Consider the following 22,545-nt stretch of genomic DNA (forward strand, 5'->3'; position numbering starts at 1 on the left):
GTAACCAATGCAACTTTATAATTTTATAAGGAGATTTTTTTATTTTTATGGATGACCCCTCGGGTAATTTATTTTCTTTAATCGTCCTGCTGCTTTCTGCGGCAACTTTCGTAACTCTTTCACTTTTATTTTCTGCGAGCGAAAGTGCTTTTCTTGCCTTGAACAAACTTCGGGTGCACTTTCTCCGTAAAAAAGGCGACAAACGTGCCGTTCGGGCGGGTAAGCTCCTCGACAAAAAAGAAGAGCTTTTGAACATGCTGCTCGTTGGCAACGAAATCGTAAACGTCGCTCTTTCTGTTGTCCTCACTTCTGTTTTCCTTAAACTTTTTGGTCCTAAAGGTCTTGGAATCGCTACGGGAATTTCTACCGTGCTTCTGTTGATTTTTGGCGAGATTACCCCAAAAAGCGTAACCACGCGTCACCCAGAGGCGATTGCGTTCGGTCTTTCAGGATTCGTCACTTTCTTTTTTTATCTGCTTCGCCCGTTCGTAATCTTTTTTACGTTCATTTCGCGTTCAATTCTAAAAATGTTCGGAATCGACACGAAGAAAAAAAACGTGTCTTTTACCGAAGACGAAATCAAAACGTTCATTGATGTTGGCGGAGAAGAAGGCGTGCTTGAAAACGGCGAGAAAAAAATGATGAACCGTGTTTTTAAGTTTACGGATTTGGCGGCGGTGGACATTATGATTCCGCGTCGAAAAATTGTTGGAATCCAGCCAGACGCAAAGTATCGCGACATTATCCAGCTTTCGGAGCGAACGAGACTTTCGCGTTTTCCTGTTTATCGCGAGGACATTGACGACATAATCGGGGTTCTTTACGTTAAAGATTTGCTTTACTTTGACCCGAAAGACGGAGATTTTAGCGTTGGGCGAATGATGCGCGAACCGCTTTTTATTCCCGGAACTACGAAAATGTCTTCGGTGCAGTCGCTCATGTACGAGCGAAAAGAAAATTTTGCCGTTGTAATCGATGAATATTCTGGCACCGACGGAATTCTTACGAGCGAGGACATTGCCCGCGAAATTTTTGGCGGAATTGCAGATGATTTTGAGCAGAGCGGGCGTGCGACCGGAGTTGAAAAAGCTGCTGAAGATAAATTTGCTGACACGATTCTTGAAGGCTCTTGCCGGCTTGTGGATTTGGAGGAGAACCTTCACATCAAATTGGAGTCTAAAATGAACGAGACCCTTGCTGGCTTCATTACTGAGCAGCTAGACCGAATGCCGATGCTTGGCGACAGCGTTGAAGTGAGCGGATATAAATTCACCGTTGAGGCGTTTGAGGCTTTGCGAATTTCAAAAATCAGGTGCGTGCGGCTGGTTACGGAGGATGACGAACTGACTATGGAGGAAAATGAAGATGAATCTGCTGTTTGATGTGGTTTTTCCTATTCTTCTCGTCATTCTGCTTGTTTTAATCGTGGCGTTTTTTGCGTCGAGCGAGACAGCTTTTCTCTCGATTTCAAAACTCACGATTCGGCAAATGCTAAAAAAAGAGCCTCCGGGAACGAAAAATTCCCCTGCCAAACGGATTGCTTATTTGAAGCGTGACACGAACAAGCTTCTTTCGCTCATTTTGATTGGAATCAACTTTGTGACTTCGTTGGCTTCGGGGCTTGCGACTACGGTTGCCATAAATCTTGCGGGGGCGGCGGGTTCTGCCTATGCCACTGTGGTTATGGTTTTTGTGCTGATTATTTTTGGCGAGATTACCCCAAAAACGTTCAGCGCGGTTTATCCGGTTCAGGCTGCCTCTAAATTTGCCCGACCGCTCATCATTTTGCAGAAAGTGTTATTTCCCATTGTGTGGATTTTTGCAAAGATTTCTGGCGGAATCACGACCGTTCTGAATGCTCTCTGGAAAAAAGATGAGAATCTTGTTACGGAAGAGGAACTTAAAAGTCTGATTGAAGTAGGCGAGAACGAGGGAACTTTGGAGCACTCCGAAACGAAAATGCTCTACAAGATTTTTGATTTTACGGATTTGCACATTCACGACATTATGCGTCATCGTTCGATGGTTCAGTGGGTTCCGCTGGATGCAGACTATGACGAGGTTGTGCAGATTTTTACTCAGAGTGGATACTCAAGACTTCCTGTGTGCGACCGTGAGAAGGGCTTTGAAGATGTTTGCGGAATGATTTATTACAAGCACGTGCTTTTTAAAACCGGAAGTGCGCAGCGTTCGTCATCAACGTCACAAAAGTTCGCTCAAAAGTGCATGAGACCTGTGATTTTTGTTCCTGAGACCTTGATGGCCACGGAACTTCTTTCAAAATTCAAGAAGGAGAAGGTGAATTTTGCCATTGCGATTGACGAGACTGGCTCAAACGTGGGAATTGTGACGATGGACGATATTTTGCGCGCGGTTTTTGGTCGCAGCGTAAGCGACGAGTGCAACGACGTGCCGCCGGAGAACAGAATCCAGCCGATAACTCCGCTTGAGTACATTGTGCCGGGCGACATGCGGCTCGACGACGTGAACGAACTTTTGGACATGGATTTGGACAGCGAAGATTACGACACCCTCGGCGGTTGGCTTTTGGAGCAGTTTGACGCTCTCCCGGAAACCGGCGAAGTTATTACTCGGAACGACGTTGTTTACAAAATCGAAGACCAGAGCCAGCGAAGAATTCAGAGCGTCCGAATAAATCTTCCGACTCCGCCCATGCGTCAAGGAACTTAGATTTGTTTTATAGAGGAAAATTATGCTTTTGACGTTGAGGCGGTTTGTTTTTTCTTTTCTGCTGGATATTTTGCCTTCATCTTGTTTTGCGTGGCGGAGATTTGTTTTAAGAGTGATGGGCGTAAGAATCAAAAAGTCGGCTCGCGTCAATTCTGGATTTAGGGTTTATGGGGGCGGACCGTGCGCTATTGGCGAGAATGTTTGGATTGGAAAAAATTGCCATGTTTATACGGCCGGGGCAAACGGTGTTTTTTTTGATGATGGTGGAGAGATTGGTCCTGAATGCGCGTTTAATTGCCAGACTCATAAAATCGGAGACGAGAGTTCTCGCGCGGGCGAATGTATTCTTCACGACGTAAAAATTGGCGCTGGTTCGTGGCTCGGAATGCGCGTGACGGTGCTTTGCGAGTCTGTGGGGAGCGGAGCTGTTTTGGGAGCCGGGGCCGTAGTCCTTTCCGATGTTCCGTGCAACGTTTTGGCGGCAGGTGTGCCAGCGGTGGTAAAAAAGAATTTGTAGGCGGATTTTCGCAGACTGGACGCAGATGATTATGAAAAACCTTGTTCTTTTTTAATTACCTGCGTTCATCTGCGTCAAAACTTATTTTCGTGCGCCAAAAATGGGCGTGTATTGAAAATCTCTCTTGTTTAGGTTATGTTTTAAAATTATGAAAAACTGTTTTCTTTTGATTCTTTCGATTCTTATTTTTTCTGAGTTTGTTTCTTGCAAAGAGGAAAAAAAGGTGGATTCTCCGCTCGTTTCGGAGACAAAAAAGCCGGATTCAACTTCGGTTTCGGAAGAAAAGTGGTTCATGGCACAGACCAACGAAGCTGCCGTTACTTCTGTTGTTGCGACAAGTGAACTTGTTGAGGCGCAGTTTGAGGGACGATATCTTTATCCGCCTATAAATATTCTTGACGGCGATTTTGAGAATACTTGGTGCGAGGCTGACAAGGACGGGCCTGGAATCGGGGAATCGGTTACTGTTGAGTTTGCTGAGCCTGTGAGTTTTGACGAAATTCAGATTGTGAACGGATTCGTTTCTGAAAAATGGCCGAACCTCTACAAAGACAACAACCGAATCAAAGGCTTGCTTCTTACGCAGGTTGCCCGTGAGCACTTTCAGCAGAAAGAATACACGCTCGCCGACGATGTGCCTGACTGGCAGTCGATTAAGTTTGAGCTTCCGCAGACGGCTCAGACGCTCACTTTTAAAATTACGGACGTTTACAAAGGAAATAAATACGACGACACTTGCTTGGACGACGTTCGTCTTTTGTGGAAAGGCAAGGTCATTCCGTTTTCGAATGTTTACAACCTAAAAAATGTTCAGAATGAGAATTCAAAGTTGATGCTTGAAAAATCCGCTTCGGACTTTAAGAAAGAATTTGAGTCCCTTTTTGACGGCGGAAGCGAATTGTATCTTCTTGCGGATAATCCGGCGCGGTCGCTGATTATTTCTCGCAGGGATTATACTGGCAGCGTGGATATAACTCAAATCGAGACGGTCGAGATTGTGCGCTCTCCTTCAAAAGAAGAATTCCTTGAGAAAATTAAAGATTATGAGCCTGCAAAATCTCCTGACACATACAATCCAGAAAAGGCGGAATATTGTGCTTTTGGTCCTGTTGAATATGAATGGGGCGACACTGAGTATGAGCTTGGTTCTTTCAGAATCAATAAGACGGTGCAGGTTGGCTATGTTGAGACAAAGACCGCCTTTATTGCAAAGATTGACGGTTCTGACGTTTTTATAAACGGCGTTCATTATCGTGTGCTCAACCGCTATAAGGTTGCGGACTGGCGCTCAAGAAATTAGCCCTAGCTATTTTATGTATCGTTATGCTCCATCAAAACGGCGCAGCCGGTTACGAATAAAAATCGGTTGTGCCGTTTATTGTCTTTTGAGATATTTTTTCTGGATAAAAAACTGGAATCAGTTTGCAAAAAAATCAAAACTCTCGGCAGAAAAAATAAAAAATCAGTTTCCGTTTCTTGTTTTCTCTCATTCTTCTCCGCTGTACAGAAATCTTTCGGAGATTGACCGGGAATTGCAGGACGGAAAGGTGAAGAATCTTTCTGTTGCGTTAAAAAATCTTTCCCCTGTGATTTTGTCGCCAAAAAAAATATTTTCGTACTGGAAGCTGATTGGAAATCCGACCCGGTTGAAAGGTTTTAAAAAGGGAATGACGCTCTTGAACGGGCATCCGGTTCCTGCGGTTGGCGGCGGGCTTTGCGCGCTTTCAAACCTGATTTATTGGATGACGCTCCACACGCCGCTTTCGGTTACGGAGCGCTTCCGTCACAGTTACGACGTTTTTCCTGATTCAAACCGAACTTTGCCTTTTGGGAGCGGTGCGACCTGTTTTTACAATTACCGTGATTTGATGATAAAAAATGAGACTTCTGAGGAATTTGCGTTGCTCGTTTGGATTCATGGAGACCGGCTTTTTGGCGAGTGGCGGGCAAAAAATCCTGGTGAATTTTGTTATGAAGTTTATCAAAAAGACCACTGGTTTACGAGCGAAGCTCCTGGCGTTTATATTCGCCACAACACGATTTTTAGAAAAAAGTGGGCTTTGCCGGCAGGCGCGGGCAGTGAACGGACTCTTTTGGAGGACGTTGAGATTACCGAGAATCACGCACTGATGATGTACGAACCGCTTTTGGATTCTCCTGTGGAAAGTCAAAAATGATAAAAAAAAGATTTGTAAAATTCACTTTGCTTGTTTTTGGATTTGCTCTCGTTTTTTGCGTTCGGCTTTTTATGCTTCAAAAATCTTCGCACCCGAACGGGCTTGACGGCTATTTTTATGCTTTGCAGGCAAAATCTTTTGCCGAGACGGGGAGACTTGAAAATCCGAGCCACGAAATTGGTTATTACATTTGCGGTGCGTTTGCCTTCGTTACGAAAAATCCGATTTTGGGCGTAAAAATCTGGGCTGCCGCTTCGTCGGCTCTGGTTTCGCTTGCAATTTTTTTTGTGGTTTTTGCGCTGGCTAAAAAATTTTCTCTGTCGTTCGCTGGATTTTTTTTAAGTGCCGTTTCGCCGACTTTTTCGGTAATGGGCATAAATTTTATCAACAATCAGACTGGAATCTTGTTTTTGCTTTTGTATGTGGCTTTGTTGCTTCAAGTGGCTCAGCAGATTCACGGGAGTCAACACAAAATCCGTTTGATTTTAAGAATTCTTCTTTGCGTCATGCTGTTTGCTCTTTCGGCGGTGAGCCACAAAGTGAGCTTTGTTTTTGCAATTCTGGCAACTTTTTTGTTCGCGATTCACTTTGTTTTAATTTTGCTCAAAAAATGCAGCAATCAAAAAGTGCTGTTGGTGGTAAAAATTGCCTTTGCGGTGATTTTCGGAACTGTGGGAATTTTTTTGGTGTATTTTTTTCGTCGGCAAAGTCCACGATTTATGAATGCGTTCTCGCTTCCGTTCGTGAATCTAAAAAATTGCGCTCAGCTTTTGAATTACGTAGGTTTTGCGGGCGTAATCGAGATTGGTTTTTACGCGCTTGCGCTTTATGCGTTCGCCATTTTTAAACGTGAGTTTTTGCCAGCCGTTTTGGTTCTCGCGTTGTATTTTCCGTTCTGGAATCTTGGGCAGGATATGGCTTCGAGAATGCTCTTAAATGCCGTTCCGCTGGGACTTCCGCTTTTTTTGTGGTTTCTGAATGATTTTTTTGCAGGAAAACTTTCTCGTTCTGCGGTAAAAAAACTGATTTTTACCGTGAGCGGACTTTCTTTCATCCTTCTGTTTTTTACGCCGAACCTTTACAATCCCAAAAAAGACCCTCCGTACAGCTATTACAGGCGTGTTGTTAAAAATATCGAGCTTGATGATGATTGCTTGCTAATTGCGCACCTTGGCTTGAATCACGTTTACACTTATTACAAGGGGCTTAAAGACGCGCTTAATTGGCTTCCGGATTTTTATATGCCGCTCGAAAAAACTTGGCGGATTGCTTACGGAGTTGATTCGGAGAGAATAAAGTCGGTTTTTGGAAAAAATGAATTTGCGGGATTTATTGACGATTTAGTTCAGCAGATTGATTCGCGTTACGTTTTGATTCGGGAGGATTTATGGCAAGCGTACCTTGCACGCGAAGAAAGCGAGATTTCCGAAACGCTCAAAAATTGGTTCAATCCGCACGAAGTTCGCCCGAATTTTATTCGCCGTAAAAAAATTTCTCGTGGTTAAAAATTGCCGTAACGCCGAATGCAAAGTCCCCGAACGAGTCCGGGGGCTTTAGAATTGAATCTTTACAGGATTCCCAATGAACCCAAAAGAAGGATTGTTAAAAGAATTGGCGCTACGAATTTTATCATAACGGTGTACAAAGTCTTTCGACCGAATTTTTCTCCGTTAATCGTTGCTTCTTCAATAACCGTCTTTGGTTTTGCAACCCAACCGATAAGAATACAAGTTCCGATTGCAACGACTGGCATGAAGATGTTGTTTGAAATGTAGTCCACAATGTCCAAAATCTGAGCGTCTGAGCCATTTGGAAGTTTTACTTTAAAATAGAAAATATTGTAGCCGAGGCAGATTACGATTCCTACTGCAAGTGCAATAGCTGTTTCAAAAACAGTTGCCCTTTTTCGGCTGATTTTGTAGTGGTCAATGAATCCTGAGACGACCGCTTCCATAACGGACATTGCGCTCGTAAGGGCCGCAAAGAATACCATTATAAAGAATGCCGCTCCGACGAACTGACCGATTTTTCCCATCTGAACGAAGACTTTCGGAATTGCGATGAACATGAGTCCAGGTCCGCCTGTCATTCCTTCTTTGCCCATGAACACGTAAACGGCAGGAATAATCATAACGCCGGCAAGAAATGCTACGAGAGTGTCAAAGATTTCGATTTGGTTTACGCAGCGGTTCAAGTTTGACTCTTTTTTGAAGTAAGAGCCGTAAGTTACCATAATTCCCATCGCAACGCTGATGCTGTAGAAAAGCTGGCCCATTGCGTCGGTTGTGGCAACAAAAATATCTTTGAATGTAAGGCCGTCCAATGACGGAATCACGAAAACTTTGAGTCCGTCCAAGCCAGTTACGCCAGTCTCTGGATTTTTTATTGTAATCGAGAAGATTGCGATTGCAACTACGAGGAGGAAAAGAATCGGCATGAGGATTTTTGAAATTGACTCGATTCCTTTTTTTACGCCTCTAAAAATTACAAATGCAACGGCAAAAAGAAAAATTGCATCAAAAATAATCGGCTGGTACTGTGCGGTGATGAATGTTTCAAAATATTTGTCAGCCGCTGCGTCAAATCCGTGACCTGTAATGAATGCCACCATGTATTTGAGAACCCAACCGCCAATAATGCAGTAGTATGGAAGAATGAGGAATGGAACGAGGGTAGAAAAGCCTCCAATCCAGCTGAATTTCTTGTTGATTTTGCCATACGCTGTGAGCGAACTTTGCTTTGTTTTTCGGCCGATTGCAACTTCGGTTATGAGAAGTGTAAAACCGAATGTGAGTGCCAAAATGATGTAAATTACGAGGAAGAGTCCGCCTCCGTCTTTTGCGGCGAGATACGGAAATCTCCAGATGTTACCAAGTCCGACGGCACTACCTGCTGCCGCCAGCACAAAGCCTACTGAGCTTGAAAAAGAGTTACGTTCGTTATTCATAATTTGTCAAAATACCATGAAATCAAGGGGTGATACAAGACCACTAAAGTATGATTTCAGGGGGCTGCAATCTGTCATGCCGAACTGGATTCGGCATCTCTTTTATTGTAAAGAAAACAGAAAAAAATAGACGATTTTTGTAGAGTTTATTATATTGTTCCTATAAAATTTACCGAACCGAACGGGGGATTTATGGAACAGATTTTTGAGAATAAAACTTTTGATGAAGAGCGCGCTCTGTATGGAATTGACGGGGCCGTTGTAAAAAATTGCCGTTTCGACGGACCTGCCGACGGAGAATCTGCTTTAAAAGAGTGCCGGAATCTTGACGTTCGCGACTGTTTTATGAATCTTCGCTATCCGTTTTGGCATGTTGTGGGCGCGAAAATTTCTGGAACCACGCTCACCGAGAATTGCCGCGCGGCTCTCTGGTACGACAAGGACATTATAATAGAAGAAAGCCGGCTCGGCGGAATAAAAGCTCTTCGCGAATGCGAGAACATTACGCTAAAAAATTCAACCGTAAGTTCAACAGAATTCCTTTGGAAATGCAAAAATTTGAACATCGAGGACGTTACGATTGAACAGTCGGAATATCCGTTTTTTGAAGTTCGCGATGCGAAAATCCGCGGGCTAAAAATGAAGGGAAAGTATTCGTTCCAGTATGACGAAAACATTGAGATTTCTGACTCCGAACTGGACACAAAAGATGCCTTCTGGCACACAAAAAACGTAACGGTTCGCGACAGCGTTGTGCGTGGCGAATATTTGGGCTGGTATTCGGAGAATTTAAAACTTATCAATTGCAGAATTATTGGAACTCAGCCATTTTGCTACTGCAAGAATCTTGTTCTGGAAAACTGCACGATGGAAGACTGCGACCTTGCCTTTGAGCGAAGCTCTGTAAATGCCACTGTAAACGGAAAAATCGACAGCGTAAAAAATCCGCTTGAAGGAAAAATCGTTGCCGATTGCATTGGCGAGTTGATTCTTGAAGAAAACGTGATTGACAAAAGCAAGACCCAAATTGTCTGCAAGAACAGCGATTGCGAGTGCGCGTGAGTTGATTTATGGACCCCGAATCAAGTTTGGGGTGACAATTCTTATCGGTTATTTCCTGCACACGGTGGTTTCGACATAGGGAGCGTTAAAAAATCGCACTGCGATTTTATCGATTCTCCGAAGCAGCTATGCTGCGTATGTCTCAACCACCTTTTTTTTCTATTGGAGTGTAAGCTCTGCACTTGAAAGATATTTTTCTAAATAGCTTATCGTAGAAGAACCATTAGTATCGTCGGTGGCATAGATTTGATGCGTTTTTTCTTGGTCTGAATAAGCCTGAGCGCTTAAAAGGTAGCTTGTGGTATCAGAAGAAGAAATATCTGGAGTAAGAGTCACTGTTGTGTATGTGCTGCCTGCTGGGACGAAAATCTCTTGTGTTAGCGATTCTATCGTCTCTGCCTCTGTGCCTGCAGCTTTTTTGATTTCTATCGTGCAATATTTATCCGTTTCGGCATCTGGAAAGAGGAGCGTTATAGCCCACATTGTTTTAGGGGCTGGCGTAAGTGTGGCATCTGTGTTCTTTGTAAGAGAACCGACATCAAATACAGTTCCTTCTGAAGTTATTTTAACATCACTACCCCATGCGTGATATATATTTTGATTATCGGTAGTAACCACAAGAGTTGGATAGATTGTGTCTCCAACATTTATATCCGTTGAGTAACCTGTTGCCGTAAAAATAAAGTTTCCATCCGTACTAATCTTAATAGAAGTTGTATCTATGTTGTCGTATTCGGCCTCTTCAGCAACTCTTGTGTAAGAGTCGCCTGTTTTTTTCCATAAAATAAGACGGCATGGAGGAGCAAGGGTTTCCGACTGGAAAACCTCCATAGCATCGCCAGTGACCGTAAATTTAACAACTTCCCAATCGAGCGAGATGTCATAATCGCCAACCTTAATCTCAACTTCTGTATCTGCACCGATTTTTGCGCTTGGCTCGTTCGTGCTGATTGCAATTATTTCTTCGACTGGTTCTGAGTTGCCAGTAGCGGAGTAGGTCGTTGTTGATTTGCTGTAGATTTTTACCTTAAAAGAGACTGTCTTTCCAACTGGCAAATCGTCAACAGTAAAACTTTTTAGAGCTTCGCTTGCTTTGCCTTCATTTTCGTTCTGAATGTTCTTGTACTCTTCGATCGAATAAGATTCCGTAAGAATCGTTGCCTTTCTTTTGAATGAAGAACTTCCGCTTGTGCAAAAAACGTCTGCATAAACTTCAATATCAACTGTGCCGCTTTCTTCTTCTGTGGTATCGTCTGCAAGCGAAACGGCTCTGCTTAGAAGTTTTGAAGTGTCGATTTTAAAAGTTGCGCTTCCGCTTTCAGCTACGTCCGAGCAAGAGGCTAACAAACTAAGGGCAAGCGTTACGATTCCCCCAAAAATAACTGAACGTAATTTCATATTCACCTCCAAATTAATGGACGTGTTCAAAAAACAAAAGAATTTCGGAACACGTCGAATTAACAATTGTCTTTAGTTGTTAGCTTTGCCAAAAATCCTACGCTTTTTTTATGAACTCCGTGAGCATTTCGATTGTCTGGTCGATTCCGAGCGTGCTTGAATTTATGAGCAAATCGTAATTCTTTCGGTCTCCCCAAGTGTCTTCGGTGAACGTGTTGTAATGGTTCGCGCGGCGTTTGTCCACTTGAATTACCGTTTTTTTTGCGACTTTTTCGTCAACGTTTAGTCGCTCCATTATGGCTTTAACCTTGTCTTCAATATTCGCGTAAATAAAAATGTTCAAAAGCTCTTCGGATTGTACGGTGTCGGATGTTCTTAAAATGTAGTCCGCGCAGCGTCCGACGATTACACATGGCTTGTCGGTAAGACCGAGTATGATTTTTCGTTCCGCGTTAAAAACTTGGTCTGCGAGCGGAAGGTTTGCCTGTCCGAGCTGCTGTCCGCTTCCTGCCGTTGTGCCGGCATAACTCGTGCCCAAAAGCAGGTTGTAAAGCCAGCCAGAAGAAAGATTCTGTTCTGTCTTTGCGATAAAATCTGGCGAGAGACCGCTCTCTTTTGCCGCCATGTCGATTATTTCGCGGTCATAAAATGCATATCCGAGTTTTTCTGCAACGTGCATTCCGATTGCTCGTCCTCCAGAACCAAATTCTCGGCTTATCGTAATTATCTTTCTCATAGTAGCCTCCTTAGATTTTAAATCAGATATTTGATGATAAAAGTTTTTTAGCTCCGATTTTGGGTTTTGGTCTGCAAAGTCTAAAATATGTGCCGAACACGGCAATAACAGGTCTTGCAGAAACTCAAAAATCGGCCTATTAAAGAATTATAGCACGGTTTTTTAAAAAAAAGTGAGTTGAATTCAAAATTAATTTAAGAAATTATCATGCCAAAATGCTGTTTTGAGATGAAAAAGATTCGGAAACGACTTTGGAATAACAGGCTTTGTAAAAAGCCGAAATTGAACCTATAATTTAAAATGCGATTTTAAAGTTTCCTTAACATAAAAATGGAGTGATTATGAAAAAACTGATTTTTATTTTACTCGCAGGCCTTGTTGTGCTTGCTTCATGTGCTTCCAACCGTGTTGAAAGCGAAAAGCCTGCTGTTTCTAAGAAAAAGAATTCCTTTGATGAAAAAAAGTACGCTTCATGGATTTTGCACGAGACAGAATTTGACGGAGCGACCTTAAAAGTGCGCGTTCCTGACGAAAACTGGGTTTTTCAGGAGCCAAAACTGAAAATTTCTAGTGCAACCGTTGTGGCAGTGATTGTTGCGCCTGAAAACATTGGAAATGTTGTTGTTACGTCAGAACCCAATGTGCAGAATCTTAGCATGGAAGATTTTATGGAAGTTGGACTGGCTCAATTAAAACTTGTGTATCCAGACCTTAAGATTTTAGAGCGGCAAAATGACTCTTATTCTTTTGTTGTTACCCAATATGGCAAAGAACTAAAAATGCGACAGAAAATTATAATGAGCCAGCGATTGATATTTTGCATAACTCAAACCTTCGTTGCTGAAAATGCCAGTGATATAGAAAAAGTTCTTTTCGACGTTGTGGAAGGAATTCAGGTGGAATAACAGTCAACTGCCATTCAGAACTTCAAAGCCGGTCATGCCGAACTTGTTTCGGAATCTCTCCCATCACTGCGGGGGGCATAGATGCTGAATCAAGGCGACCGCGAAAACGAAAGCGGTCGAGTTCAGCATGACCGTGAGTGCTCAACGACTACGATTCTGAAACAGATTTTGCATGGTAGGGCTTTAGGCGGCTCAGAGCTTTGAATTAAAAGATTTTAAAACGATACGCGAGTGAAATGTCAAACCAATGTGCGCCCGCACCACCGTCATCTGTTCCGTCTTTTGTGTATGTTTTTGCGCTTGTTGATTTTGAAAATGAGTCTCCGCGCAGAGTCCGCATATAAAAATAACTTGCGTTCAGCAAAATTGAGTGACGCTTTGCAATTTTGTATTCCGCTCCGAGATTCCATTTGAACGCACCAAAATAGCCTGGCGTTTTGTCCGCAAACATTAAGGCTCTTTTCCAGTGCGTGTCGATGGATTCAGAGTACAAATATGGCGAAAAATTGAATCCTGCGTTCAAAACGAAATTTTTAGGCAGTTCAAGAGAAGAGTCAAAACCGAGCCAAAAAATGTAGCTAGTTCTTTTGTAGCTTATAACCTTGCCGGTAAAATGTTCTTCTTTGGTTGAAGAATCGTTCCAGGGTAGTTGATATGTGTCGTTTACTGTTGCTCCGTACCAATAAGAGCCGCCTTCGGCATCAAAACTGATTGAATTGAAATACAGTCCTGCGAATGGTTTTACAGAAAGTCTTAAAAAATCATTTTTGTAAGGTTCAAAATCATAGCCAGCTTTTATTTCAAAAGTGTAATCGTAGTCTAAATAATTGTCGCTTTCTGAATAGTTCGTTTTGTATTGATAATCTTCAAGGCCTGCTGTGCCTATGTTCAGCCAGTCGGAATCTGCCATTGTGCCTGTTTGTGAAGTTATGCCCGAAGTAAACGACAGATTCAAAAAAATATTTTTCCAGCCGCTGTTAATTTTTAATCCGCCGTAAAATTCATTTTTTAATTCCCAGTTCAGTTCGCTCAGCTTGTCATCATCGTAATTACTTTGCTTCAAAAACACATATTCGTCCACTTGCCCGAATTTTAGCCCGGCAAGCGGTTCCACGCTGAGTGACCAATCCTCGCGGGCTGCGAAGACTGGCATTAGGAATAAAAAAATAGCAGCAGAAAGAAAAAGTTTTTTCATTGAATTCCTTAGATTTCAGCTTGTGGGTCAACTCCAAAAATCGATTTGAGCTGTTTTCGGGTTGCTTCCATGTCTTTTGGGTATGGCGCGGTAAAAGTCATTTTTTCGCCGGTTTTTGGGTGCGTGAGCGTGAGCTTGTATGCATGAAGGGCAAGTCGGCTCAAAAGCGGTCGTTCGCTGTTTTCATCTCCGTTCCAGCGTTTTTTTATCTCGCTCAAAAGAACCGGGTGCTGATTTCCTGAATAAAGCGGGTCGCAAACGATTGCAAGACCTAGTGAATTCAAATGCACGCGAATCTGGTGCGTTCTGCCGGTGTGCGGTCGAGCCTCAATCCAAGTGTACGGACCGACTTTTCCGAGATTCTTAAAGTCTGTAACGGCTTCTTTTCCGAATCTTTGGTTCAAAGTCGTTCTGTGTTTTGCGTCTCCGTCTGGAAGAAGCTTTGCCGTAACGTGATTCGTTTCCCACGTCGGGTAGCCATGCACGAGGCAATGGTAGATTTTTTGAACCTCGCGGTTTTCGAACTGCATTGAGAGCGCGCGGTGAGCTTCCGCGTTCTTCGCGTAAATTACGCAACCTGATGTGTCTTTGTCGATTCTGTGCACTGCAAAAAGTTTTCCGAATTCTTTCTCCGCCTCAAGGTCGAGCCGAGGAGCGTCCTCGTCGTATCGGTCAGCCGCAATCAAAAGCCCTGAGCGTTTGTTCAAAACAACAATGTCATCATCATTGTAAATTACTGTGTAATCTGGTGTAAATTTCATTCCTCAATTTTATAGCAGATTGTAAAACTTTTCTATTAAGAGGGCTGTTTATTTTGAAAATCAGTTTAGGGCGATTTGTGCCGATAATAAAAAACGGTGCAATCATAGGAACTTTTACGGGTTCTGACAAGATTGGCGGTTGCTCTTCTAGCTTTAGTGGCGAGTATCGTATGTCGAAAGCTATAATTCTTGGCAGGGAGGGCGTGCAGTGTGCCGAATCGTAATGATTTTGCTGGTTATCTTGCTACTGTTGCTCGGTTTTCCGGCGTGGTAAACGCAGCTCTCTTCGGTACAAAATATCGAATGAGCAAAAAAAATAACCGCCTAAGTCTTGCACACTGAGGCGGTTGTGTCCGAAAGGACATAAAACCTTAAGATGAAGACCAACCGAAATCTTGGTCGCACTTCTTTTGTAGTATATTCCATAGTTCGTGAAATATCCATAGCTATTCGCTTTTTTATTCCGTCTGCAATTTTTACAATGACAAATTGACGAAAAATGTCATAATAGATTACTATTGTAAGAATATATTAGGGAATGTTAAACAACCGTCATTCTGAGTTGATTTTGGAAATGGCGGATAATTTTTATCAATTTTTTAGGGAGAATTGAAATGGCAGTAATCAAACCTATGGTTCGCTCAAACATCTGTATTAACGCTCACCCAATCGGATGCGCAAAAGACACTTTGAGACAGATTAACTACGTAAAAGAGAAGAAATCTTCACGAAATATCACAAAAGCCCCAAAGAACGTTCTCGTTCTTGGTTGTTCAACAGGCTACGGACTTGCTTCGAGAATTGCAGCTGCATTTGAATATGGTGCAGACACAATCGGTGTTTCTTTTGAAAAAGAGGCTACAGAGAAAAAGGCCGGAACGCCGGGCTGGTACAACAACAAACAGTTCGACAAATCAGCTGCCGAGGCTGGATTAAAATCAACTACATTCAACATGGACGCTTTTTCTGACGAATGCCGTCAGGCTGTAATCGACGAGGCTAAAAAATGGGGCGTAAAATTCGACCTTATCGTTTATTCACTTGCTTCGCCGGTACGCACTGACCCAGACACAAAAGTGCTCTATCGCTCTGTAATCAAGGCGATTGGTCAGGAATACAAGGGTGCCGCCCTCGACATGATGACAGGAAAACTTTCTGACATGGTGGCTCCAATTGCCGAAGGTTCGGATATTCTTAACACAATCAAAGTTATGGGTGGAGAAGACTGGGAACGATGGATTGACCAGCTTCAGGCTGCCGACGTGATTGCCGACGGATGCAAAACAGTTGCTTATTCATACATCGGACCAAAATTGAGTCACGCGATTTACCGCGACGGAACAATTGGTACCGCAAAAAAGGATTTGGAAGCTCACGCACGCTCAATTTGCAAAAAGCTTGCAGAAAAAAACAACGGCTCGGCTTACGTTTCTGAGAACAAAGGGCTCATTACACGTTCATCTTCTGTAATTCCGATTATCGCGCTTTATCTTGGCTGTCTCTTTAAGGTTCAGAAAGCTGCCGGAACGCACGAAGGCTGTATTGAGCAGATGGAACGCTTGTTCGCTGAGCGACTTTATACTGCAGACGGTGTTGTTCCTACAGATGAAGAAGGAAGAATCCGAATCGACGACTGGGAACTCGACCCAAAAATCCAGGCAAAAATCGACGAGATTATGCCAAAAATCACCGAGGAGAACGTTGCAGAACTCATTGACCTTGAAGGTGTTCGCCACGACTTCTTGAACATCAACGGTTTTGACGTTGAGGGCGTTGACTACGACGCTGACGTTACGGATATGTCTTCAATCGAATTCTAATTCCTTTTATGGCTTTCTGTTTTGGTCTAGTTTGTACTGAAATGGAAAGCGAGACTTAAAACGGGGCTGCCTAAAAAGTTTATTGGTTTGCCCCGTTTTTATTTTAAGATTCTTCTAATTTCTTTTCTTTGCGTATTTTGTTATCATACACCAATGAAAACTGAAAAACGAATAGAAAAGTGCAAAAACCGCACGCTAAAGTCTTTTAATCCGTGGTTTGCATATATTTACCATGTTTTTAGCCCATTTGCGGTTTTTACGAATTTCCGCACGTTCTGGGTAATCATCAAAGAATTTTTCTTTCTTCAATATTTTGAAAAACTCCACATTTTAAAAATCCCTGTGGTTCACGTTGACCATCCGCTTGACGAAAAAATTCCGTTCACGCCGCAAAAGGTTTCGATTTATCTTGATTTTATAAATCTGTGGGTGCGTCCGCTTACGATGCTCGGTCAGCGGCTGGGGCTTATTCGCGGGCCAAAGGTGTGCAAACGGTGGATGCGGCTTTTTAGAAAATTGTACATTTGTGCGGGGCAGATTTATCATTTTAGACTCACCACGACGAATCGGCCAAAATACAAGGAAATGCGTGAATTTCGGCAAATTCATGCGCTGGACCCGCATTTTCTATGTGTTCCGAGTCTTCATATTGCCACGGTTTTGCTTGCGTTCGCGTTTTACAGGCAGGCTTTTAAGGACGAAAATTTTACCGCGGACGAGATTGCTCGCTGGCAGCCGGAACTTTACGCCGGGGCGGTGGAGATTTCTGAGACGGTGCTTTACGTTAAGCAGCACAGCGTAAACTGTATTCCTGCCGCAATTTACATGGTCGTTTCGAATTTTTCGGAGCTGATTAGCGAGGATGAGGGACGAAAATTCGTGGATGACCTTTTTTTGACTCCTGAAGGTTTTTCCCTTGAGGAGGCGAAGGAGATAAAGGATTACATAAAGAATCGGCTGAATGCTTATATTTTGGACGGAAAAACAGCCCAGCATTGGTATGAGCCTGTTCACAAATGGCTTGTGGATTACGATAATCAGAATAAAGGGCATCTCTAAAGTCAAAATTTGAATGTTTTTTGAGATGCCTGTGAGTTTTAAGGTTATCTCTAAACTGAAGTCTGAATCAAAAGGAGAATAAATTATGGCTAGAGTTGCCACTGTTGAGCGAATCACTGGTGAGACGCAGATTGTTTTGACGCTGAATCTTGACGGAAACGGAAAGTGTGATGTAGAGAATCCAATCGGATTTTTTGACCATCTTTTAAAATCATTTTGCAAGCACGGACTTTTTGATTTGTCTGGCTCGATAAAAGGCGATTTGAACGTTGACCAGCATCACACAATCGAGGACACTGGCATTGTGCTCGGACAGTGTTTTGCAAAGGCTCTCGGCGATTGTGCCGGCATTTTTAGGAGTGGTTCTTTCCTTTACCCGATGGACGAAAGTTTGCTCAGGGCTGCTGTTGATTTTGGAGGCCGCCCGTTTTTGGTTTGCGAAGCCGCACTTTCAAATATTCCGTTGGTGAGCGTTCAGGACGGAAGGCAGGGCACGTTCCAGACGGATTGTTTTGATGACTTTTGGAACGGATTCGTTCAGGCCGCAAGGTGCAACCTTCATTTGGACACTTTGCGCGGCAGAAGCGACCATCACAAGATGGAAGGGTTGTTCAAAGCTGCCGCAAGGGCAATCCGTTGTGCTGTTGAAATTGACCCTCGCCGAAACGGGGAGATTCCTAGTACCAAGGGGACGATTGGAGATGGGGTTTAGGATTAAAATTTAGTTTTAATCGTCCCTAAGTTTTCTTTCAAAAGTTGCTCACGCCCCGCCCACCGGAAACGTTTGTAATCTGCCTAGAACAACTGTAAGCCAAATAAGCAAGGTGGTGCTCGAATGTACCAGTTGACTCGGCTCCCCCAAAGTTGCTTGCGGCGCGCGAGCGACAAAACTGCACCTCCCCCAGGCGGCTTTCCTTGCCGCCGCCTGGGGGAGACCCTTGCAAGGAGTCCCACCAAAGCGCGAGTTTTCCGACAGGAAAAGTTGCGGGAAACGCACGAGTTGACTGATATTCTCAAAACCAACTAGTAGCGTTTCCGTGAACGCAAAAGTAAAATCTCAAAGTTTGGCAGTCGCTTTTCCGTCTTTTCGCGTTTCCTATTTTTCAGTAGAATAATTCAAATATGGAATTTACACAGGAATCTATCGACGCACTCGTTGTGAACGAGGTCGAAATTATGAAAAAAATCGCTGACGAACTGAATATTCGGGTTAATCAGGTCAGCGCAGTTATCAGTTTGGTTAATGAGGGATGTACAATCCCTTTTATTTCCCGCTATCGAAAAGAAAAGCATGACAATTTGAACGAAGTTCAGGTTACGGATTGCGACCACTTGTTCAAATCATACAAGAATCTTGAAGAGCGACGCATTGAAATCGTAAAAGGCATTTTTGCACAGAACAAACTTACCGAGTCCCTTTACAATGCCGCAATGAACGCAAAAACGCTCACCGAACTTGAGGATTTGTGGGCACCATTCAAGAAAAAGAAGAAGACACGCGGAATGGTTGCTGCTGAAAAAGGCCTTGAACCATTGGCAGACTTTATTTGTGCCGAGAACGATGACGCTGCCGTTGAAGCAGAAGCTGAGAAATTCATCAAAACAGACAACGAGGATTCAGCACTTAACGTTGAGTCTGCAAAAGATGCTATTGACGGTGCAAAAGACATTATCGCCGAGCGAACGTCTCAGGACACAACGAACCGTTCTGACGTTCACGATTTGTACATGTCTTCTGGCACAATCCAGACTAAAGGAATCGTTCCGGAGGGACAGGACGCTGAGACTGCCGAGAAGACTTCTACATACAAAATGTACTGGGATTACTCTGAGCCTTTGAATCAGGTAAAACCTCACCGAATTCTTGCGATTAACCGTGCAGAACGAGAAGGCGCATTGAGCGTTACGATTGACGTTCCTGTTGATGATGCGGTTACGCTCCTTCAGAAAAAAGTTAAGACTTCAAATAAATATTACAAAGACGCGATTGAGGACGGACTTGTTCGACTTCTTTCACCTGCCGTTGTTCGCGAAATCCGCAGCGACGAGACAGACGAAGCTGACGACCACGGAATCGAGCTTTTCTCTGAGAACCTCAAGAATCTTTTGATGACTCAGCCAATCAAGGGAAGCCGCGTTCTCGGAATCGACCCTGGTATCCGCACGGGAACAAAGTGCGCGGCCCTCGACGAGACCGGAAAATATCTCGGATACTTTAAGATTTTCCAGGTTCAGCAGCCGGACGAAGCATACAATCTTTTAAACGAAGCAATCGACAAATACGATATTCAGGTTGTTGCCGTAGGAAACGGAACCGGTTCTCCTGAAGTTCAGGCACTCGTTTCAAAAGTAATCAGCGAAAATTATGCCGATGCAGACGTAAAATACACCGTCGTTGATGAATCAGGCGCTTCTGTTTATTCAGCATCTCCTGTTGCAACCGAAGAATTCCCGGATCTCGACCTTACGATTCGTGGTGCAATTTCAATGGGGCGACGACTTCAGGACCCGCTTGCAGAACTCGTAAAAATCGACCCGAAAGCAATCGGTGTTGGACTTTATCAGCACGACGTAAATCAGAAAAAACTCGCCGAGCAGCTTGATGAAGTCGTAGGCTCTGTTGTAAACCAAGTCGGCGTTAACTTGAACACTGCAAGCTACATGCTTTTAAAATACGTTTCTGGAATCAATGCAAGCCTTGCAAAAAAAATCGTAAAATACCGCGACGAGAACGGTAAGATTTTGAGCCGTGAGGATTTGAAGAAAGTTCCAGGACTCGGCCCAAAGGCATTTGAGCAGTGCGCTGGATTCTTGAAGATTGCAGAAAGCTCAGACCCTCTCGATAACACTTGGGTTCACCCGGAAAACTACGATGTTGCCCGCGAAGTTCTTACTTTCGTTCAGCAGAAAAAAGCTGTTCCGGCTGACGTAAAAAAAGCTTTGCTCGAAAAATACAACATTGGCGAAACGACTTTGAACGACATTATCGACGAGCTTGGAAAGCCTAACCGCGACCCTCGCGACGGATATCCGGCTCCAATCATGCAGAAAGGCGTTGTAAACTTTGAGGATTTGACGGTCGGCATGAAAGTTACCGGAAAAATCAAGAACGTAGTTGATTTTGGTGCTTTCGTAGATATCGGCTTGCACGAGACCGCTTTGATTCACGTTTCTGAGCTTAGCGATTCATTCGTTTCTGACCCGATGGACGTAATCAAAGTTGGCGACGTAAAAGAATTTACGATTATCGCTCTCGACAAAGACCGAATGAGAATCAGCCTTTCGCTCAAGAGCGACGCTCACACTCGCCTTGGACAGACCAACGAAGGCAAAAAGCCTGTGGCAAAATCCGGCGACGGCAAAAAGCGCGTTGTAGTCGTTAAGAAAGGCTCTTCAGCTTCCGCTGACGGCAAAAAACGTACTGGCGACCGCCCGAAAGCAAGCTACGGTATAAACGACGGATATTCATACAATCCGTTTGCCGCTGCATTCGCTAACATGAAAAAATAAAATTTTCTGACAAGCCCCGAATTTCCCTGCGAGATTCGGGGTTTTTTTTTAAGAATTGATTTAAAAAAAGGAGACAGCTCTATGACATTAAAAAAACTCTTTAATTTTGTTTCGATGACTGTTGGGCGGCGGAGTATTTTTGTGCTGTTTGCAGTTTCTTTGCTGTGCGTTCTTATTCAGTCGGCAACGGTTGTTGTGCCGTTTTTTATTGAGCATTTTATAAACGACATTCAGACGGGAAATTTTTCGGTTCGCATTTTGTATGCCGCCGGCCTTTTTTATGTTTTGGCATTTGCGCTTGGAAATCTGGTTACATTTTTTTACGGAAAAATTCAAATCGGCATTAAGAATAAAATTCAGGTGAATCTTGTCCGCTCAATTTTGAGCCGAAATCCGCTTTACATCCGAACGAAGGGCGAGGGATTTTTTGCGAAACTCATGGAAAATTCTCTCGAAGTCGTCATGAACTTTTTTGCTCCGTACAATCTGCGGAATTTTTTCTTGATAATTCAGAATTGCGTGATTGTCGGCATTCTTTTTTACAAAAATCAGCTCGTGGGAATCTTTTGTGCAGTTCTTTTTCTGCTTTATTTTTTTGCTTACCTTTTGAACAACAAACTTTTTTCTACAATTTTGATGAATTTTATTGAAAAAAGCAGTTCTTCCACGGCACTCATTTATGATTTTATTCGCGGAAACAAGTCACTTTTTGCTTCCGAACAATCGCTAAAGTTCGCGGAAAGAAAAATTTTAAAAGTTCTTGCTACGGTTCGTAAAATTGAATTCCGCCTGAATTTCTTTTTTGATTTGATTTTTACGAGCGTCGGCAATTTGTTCCGGCCGTGCCTTAACATTGTGATTGTCGCGATTCTCGGTAAGTCCGTTTTGGAAGGCTCGGTTTCCTTCGGAACTTTTGTGCTCGTCATAACTTATTACAATCTTCTTCAAAGCGGCATGAACAGCTTTCAGGGAATTTCAGATTCGATTTTTCACACTGCTGGCGCGCTGAATTCGCTCTCGCTTTTTTTGGGCGAGAATACGACTTTTTCTAAAAAGGCTCTAAAAACTGATTCAAAAGAATTTTTCTATAATATTGATTCCGTGTCGTTCTCGCTGAACGAAAACTTCATTTTGAAGAACGCAAGCCTAAAAATCGGCGAGAATTTTCATTATGCACTTGTGGGACAGTCGGGGCTTGGAAAAAGTTCGCTCGTGAACCTTCTTTTGGGCTTGCAGTCTCCTCAAACCGGCGCGGTTCATTTTTTGAGCGGCAAAAATGACGTTTCTTCGGTTCATGTTTTTGAGGATGTTGCGTGGTTTTCCCAAAATCCTGACATTTTTAATCTGACTCTCAAAGAAAATATTTTTTTAGGCGACAAGATTGACGAAAGTGAATATGCGGAATTTGTAAAGATTCTTGAACTTGAAAAACTCGACGGAAGACTTCTTGGAAGCGGCGGCGAGAATATTTCTGGCGGGGAAAGACAGCGGGTAGGGCTTGCAAGATTTTTGCATCAGTTAAAATCAAAAAATCATTATTTTATTGACGAAGGATTTGTTTCTCTCGATGAGTTTACGAAAGAGAAAATGCTTTTGGTAACGAAAAAATCACTTTGCGGCAAAACCGGAATCTGCATCACGCACGATGATGCGGTTTTTCAGTCGCTCTGCGACAAAGTGATTCTTTACGATAAAAACGGAACGATTTCGCTTTTGGAAAAGCCAGAAGGTAAGCCGTTAAAAGATTTTATCGCCGCGGAATAGATT

20 protein-coding genes are annotated in these 22,545 nt (G+C 43.3%); 15 read left to right on the top strand and 5 right to left on the bottom strand.

Features of this window, described 5'->3' with window-relative positions:
• Nucleotides 1–47 precede the first annotated feature (47 nt).
• The 6 genes from JI65_RS00100 (at nucleotide 48) to JI65_RS00125 (ending at nucleotide 6,890) form a co-directional block, all read left to right on the top strand.
• Entirely contained in the window at nucleotides 48–1,382 is a 1,335-nt protein-coding gene (locus JI65_RS00100; protein ID WP_191013325.1) for a hemolysin family protein, read from the top strand.
• Nucleotides 1,366–2,691 (top strand): hemolysin family protein, encoded by a 1,326-nt coding sequence (locus tag JI65_RS00105; RefSeq protein WP_191013326.1) that lies wholly within the window; start codon nucleotides 1,366–1,368, stop codon nucleotides 2,689–2,691. Before JI65_RS00100 ends, JI65_RS00105 begins: the two co-directional genes overlap by 17 nt.
• 22 nt (nucleotides 2,692–2,713) lie before the next feature.
• On the top strand, nucleotides 2,714–3,208 hold the full coding sequence (locus JI65_RS17065; protein ID WP_197971886.1) for an acyltransferase: 495 nt from the start codon (nucleotides 2,714–2,716) through the stop codon (nucleotides 3,206–3,208).
• 148 nt (nucleotides 3,209–3,356) lie between these two features.
• The gene (locus JI65_RS00115; protein ID WP_242457106.1) at nucleotides 3,357–4,508 is read left to right on the top strand and encodes an NADase-type glycan-binding domain-containing protein; all 1,152 of its coding nucleotides are present in this window, start codon (nucleotides 3,357–3,359) and stop codon (nucleotides 4,506–4,508) included.
• Nucleotides 4,509–4,521: 13 nt separating this feature from the next.
• Entirely contained in the window at nucleotides 4,522–5,385 is an 864-nt protein-coding gene (locus JI65_RS00120) for a VanW family protein (RefSeq protein ID WP_191013327.1), read from the top strand.
• Nucleotides 5,382–6,890 carry a hypothetical protein gene (locus JI65_RS00125; protein WP_191013328.1) on the top strand — a complete coding sequence of 503 codons (1,509 nt, stop codon included), beginning with the start codon at nucleotides 5,382–5,384 and terminating at the stop codon, nucleotides 6,888–6,890. Before JI65_RS00120 ends, JI65_RS00125 begins: the two co-directional genes overlap by 4 nt.
• Before the next feature lie 62 nt (nucleotides 6,891–6,952).
• Here the strand turns inward: JI65_RS00125 and JI65_RS00130 are convergent, their stop codons facing one another.
• A complete protein-coding gene (locus JI65_RS00130; RefSeq protein WP_191013329.1) occupies nucleotides 6,953–8,332 on the bottom strand; it encodes a sodium-dependent transporter in 1,380 nt (459 codons plus the stop codon).
• A 192-nt stretch (nucleotides 8,333–8,524) separates the two neighbouring features.
• Between JI65_RS00130 and JI65_RS00135 the strand changes: the two genes are divergently transcribed.
• Complete coding sequence (locus tag JI65_RS00135) at nucleotides 8,525–9,394, top strand: DUF3737 family protein (RefSeq protein WP_191013330.1); 870 nt, start codon at nucleotides 8,525–8,527, stop codon at nucleotides 9,392–9,394.
• 159 nt (nucleotides 9,395–9,553) lie between these two features.
• Here JI65_RS00135 and JI65_RS00140 read toward each other — a convergent pair whose 3' ends face one another.
• Together JI65_RS00140 and JI65_RS00145 are read right to left on the bottom strand one after the other, a co-directional pair.
• A complete protein-coding gene (locus tag JI65_RS00140) occupies nucleotides 9,554–10,792 on the bottom strand; it encodes a hypothetical protein (protein ID WP_191013331.1) in 1,239 nt (412 codons plus the stop codon).
• Nucleotides 10,793–10,889: 97 nt separating this feature from the next.
• Nucleotides 10,890–11,528, bottom strand: coding sequence for a cytidylate kinase-like family protein (locus JI65_RS00145; RefSeq protein ID WP_191013332.1), 639 nt, complete (start codon nucleotides 11,526–11,528; stop codon nucleotides 10,890–10,892).
• A 341-nt stretch (nucleotides 11,529–11,869) separates the two neighbouring features.
• Here JI65_RS00145 and JI65_RS00150 point away from each other — a divergent pair, with 341 nt between their 5' ends.
• Together JI65_RS00150 and JI65_RS17485 are read left to right on the top strand one after the other, a co-directional pair.
• Nucleotides 11,870–12,433, top strand: a complete 564-nt coding sequence (locus JI65_RS00150; RefSeq protein WP_191013333.1) for a hypothetical protein — start codon at nucleotides 11,870–11,872, stop codon at nucleotides 12,431–12,433.
• A gap of 81 nt (nucleotides 12,434–12,514) precedes the next feature.
• Nucleotides 12,515–12,637 carry a hypothetical protein gene (locus JI65_RS17485; RefSeq protein ID WP_277950570.1) on the top strand — a complete coding sequence of 41 codons (123 nt, stop codon included), beginning with the start codon at nucleotides 12,515–12,517 and terminating at the stop codon, nucleotides 12,635–12,637.
• Nucleotide 12,638: 1 nt separating this feature from the next.
• Here JI65_RS17485 and JI65_RS00155 read toward each other — a convergent pair whose 3' ends face one another.
• Together JI65_RS00155 and JI65_RS00160 are read right to left on the bottom strand one after the other, a co-directional pair.
• On the bottom strand, nucleotides 12,639–13,628 hold the full coding sequence (locus tag JI65_RS00155) for an omptin family outer membrane protease (RefSeq protein ID WP_191013334.1): 990 nt from the start codon (nucleotides 13,626–13,628) through the stop codon (nucleotides 12,639–12,641).
• Between the two features lie 8 nt (nucleotides 13,629–13,636).
• Complete coding sequence (locus tag JI65_RS00160; RefSeq protein WP_191013335.1) at nucleotides 13,637–14,389, bottom strand: RluA family pseudouridine synthase; 753 nt, start codon at nucleotides 14,387–14,389, stop codon at nucleotides 13,637–13,639.
• A 53-nt stretch (nucleotides 14,390–14,442) separates the two neighbouring features.
• Between JI65_RS00160 and JI65_RS00165 the strand changes: the two genes are divergently transcribed.
• The 6 genes from JI65_RS00165 (at nucleotide 14,443) to JI65_RS00190 (ending at nucleotide 22,542) form a co-directional block, all read left to right on the top strand.
• Nucleotides 14,443–14,613 (top strand): hypothetical protein, encoded by a 171-nt coding sequence (locus JI65_RS00165; RefSeq protein WP_191013336.1) that lies wholly within the window; start codon nucleotides 14,443–14,445, stop codon nucleotides 14,611–14,613.
• A gap of 390 nt (nucleotides 14,614–15,003) precedes the next feature.
• Nucleotides 15,004–16,209: an enoyl-ACP reductase FabV gene (fabV, locus tag JI65_RS00170; RefSeq protein ID WP_191013337.1), complete on the top strand. Its 1,206-nt coding sequence runs from the start codon at nucleotides 15,004–15,006 to the stop codon at nucleotides 16,207–16,209.
• Nucleotides 16,210–16,362: 153 nt separating this feature from the next.
• Complete coding sequence (locus JI65_RS00175; protein ID WP_191013338.1) at nucleotides 16,363–17,268, top strand: hypothetical protein; 906 nt, start codon at nucleotides 16,363–16,365, stop codon at nucleotides 17,266–17,268.
• Between the two features lie 85 nt (nucleotides 17,269–17,353).
• The gene (locus tag JI65_RS00180; RefSeq protein WP_191013339.1) at nucleotides 17,354–17,980 is read left to right on the top strand and encodes an imidazoleglycerol-phosphate dehydratase; all 627 of its coding nucleotides are present in this window, start codon (nucleotides 17,354–17,356) and stop codon (nucleotides 17,978–17,980) included.
• A gap of 410 nt (nucleotides 17,981–18,390) precedes the next feature.
• Nucleotides 18,391–20,778, top strand: coding sequence for a helix-hairpin-helix domain-containing protein (locus JI65_RS00185; protein WP_191013340.1), 2,388 nt, complete (start codon nucleotides 18,391–18,393; stop codon nucleotides 20,776–20,778).
• An 81-nt stretch (nucleotides 20,779–20,859) separates the two neighbouring features.
• On the top strand, nucleotides 20,860–22,542 hold the full coding sequence (locus JI65_RS00190) for an ATP-binding cassette domain-containing protein (RefSeq protein ID WP_191013341.1): 1,683 nt from the start codon (nucleotides 20,860–20,862) through the stop codon (nucleotides 22,540–22,542).
• Nucleotides 22,543–22,545: the final 3 nt, after the last annotated feature.

The sequence above is a fragment of the Treponema zioleckii genome (genome assembly GCF_014737315.1).
Taxonomy (GTDB): Bacteria; Spirochaetota; Spirochaetia; order Treponematales; family Treponemataceae; genus Treponema_D; species Treponema_D zioleckii.

What these genes read in the sequence shown, in the direction of transcription:
- JI65_RS00100 (WP_191013325.1), top strand. Translation starts at nt 48, where the DNA reads ATGGATGACCCCTCGGGTAATTTATTTTCTTTAATCGTCCTGCTGCTT.
- JI65_RS00105 (WP_191013326.1), top strand. Translation starts at nt 1,366, where the DNA reads ATGAATCTGCTGTTTGATGTGGTTTTTCCTATTCTTCTCGTCATTCTG.
- JI65_RS17065 (WP_197971886.1), top strand. Translation starts at nt 2,714, where the DNA reads ATGCTTTTGACGTTGAGGCGGTTTGTTTTTTCTTTTCTGCTGGATATT.
- JI65_RS00115 (WP_242457106.1), top strand. Translation starts at nt 3,357, where the DNA reads ATGAAAAACTGTTTTCTTTTGATTCTTTCGATTCTTATTTTTTCTGAG.
- JI65_RS00120 (WP_191013327.1), top strand. Translation starts at nt 4,522, where the DNA reads ATGTATCGTTATGCTCCATCAAAACGGCGCAGCCGGTTACGAATAAAA.
- JI65_RS00125 (WP_191013328.1), top strand. Translation starts at nt 5,382, where the DNA reads ATGATAAAAAAAAGATTTGTAAAATTCACTTTGCTTGTTTTTGGATTT.
- JI65_RS00130 (WP_191013329.1), bottom strand. Translation starts at nt 8,332, where the DNA reads ATGAATAACGAACGTAACTCTTTTTCAAGCTCAGTAGGCTTTGTGCTG.
- JI65_RS00135 (WP_191013330.1), top strand. Translation starts at nt 8,525, where the DNA reads ATGGAACAGATTTTTGAGAATAAAACTTTTGATGAAGAGCGCGCTCTG.
- JI65_RS00140 (WP_191013331.1), bottom strand. Translation starts at nt 10,792, where the DNA reads ATGAAATTACGTTCAGTTATTTTTGGGGGAATCGTAACGCTTGCCCTT.
- JI65_RS00145 (WP_191013332.1), bottom strand. Translation starts at nt 11,528, where the DNA reads ATGAGAAAGATAATTACGATAAGCCGAGAATTTGGTTCTGGAGGACGA.
- JI65_RS00150 (WP_191013333.1), top strand. Translation starts at nt 11,870, where the DNA reads ATGAAAAAACTGATTTTTATTTTACTCGCAGGCCTTGTTGTGCTTGCT.
- JI65_RS17485 (WP_277950570.1), top strand. Translation starts at nt 12,515, where the DNA reads ATGCTGAATCAAGGCGACCGCGAAAACGAAAGCGGTCGAGTTCAGCAT.
- JI65_RS00155 (WP_191013334.1), bottom strand. Translation starts at nt 13,628, where the DNA reads ATGAAAAAACTTTTTCTTTCTGCTGCTATTTTTTTATTCCTAATGCCA.
- JI65_RS00160 (WP_191013335.1), bottom strand. Translation starts at nt 14,389, where the DNA reads ATGAAATTTACACCAGATTACACAGTAATTTACAATGATGATGACATT.
- fabV (WP_191013337.1), top strand. Translation starts at nt 15,004, where the DNA reads ATGGCAGTAATCAAACCTATGGTTCGCTCAAACATCTGTATTAACGCT.
- JI65_RS00175 (WP_191013338.1), top strand. Translation starts at nt 16,363, where the DNA reads ATGAAAACTGAAAAACGAATAGAAAAGTGCAAAAACCGCACGCTAAAG.
- JI65_RS00180 (WP_191013339.1), top strand. Translation starts at nt 17,354, where the DNA reads ATGGCTAGAGTTGCCACTGTTGAGCGAATCACTGGTGAGACGCAGATT.
- JI65_RS00185 (WP_191013340.1), top strand. Translation starts at nt 18,391, where the DNA reads ATGGAATTTACACAGGAATCTATCGACGCACTCGTTGTGAACGAGGTC.
- JI65_RS00190 (WP_191013341.1), top strand. Translation starts at nt 20,860, where the DNA reads ATGACATTAAAAAAACTCTTTAATTTTGTTTCGATGACTGTTGGGCGG.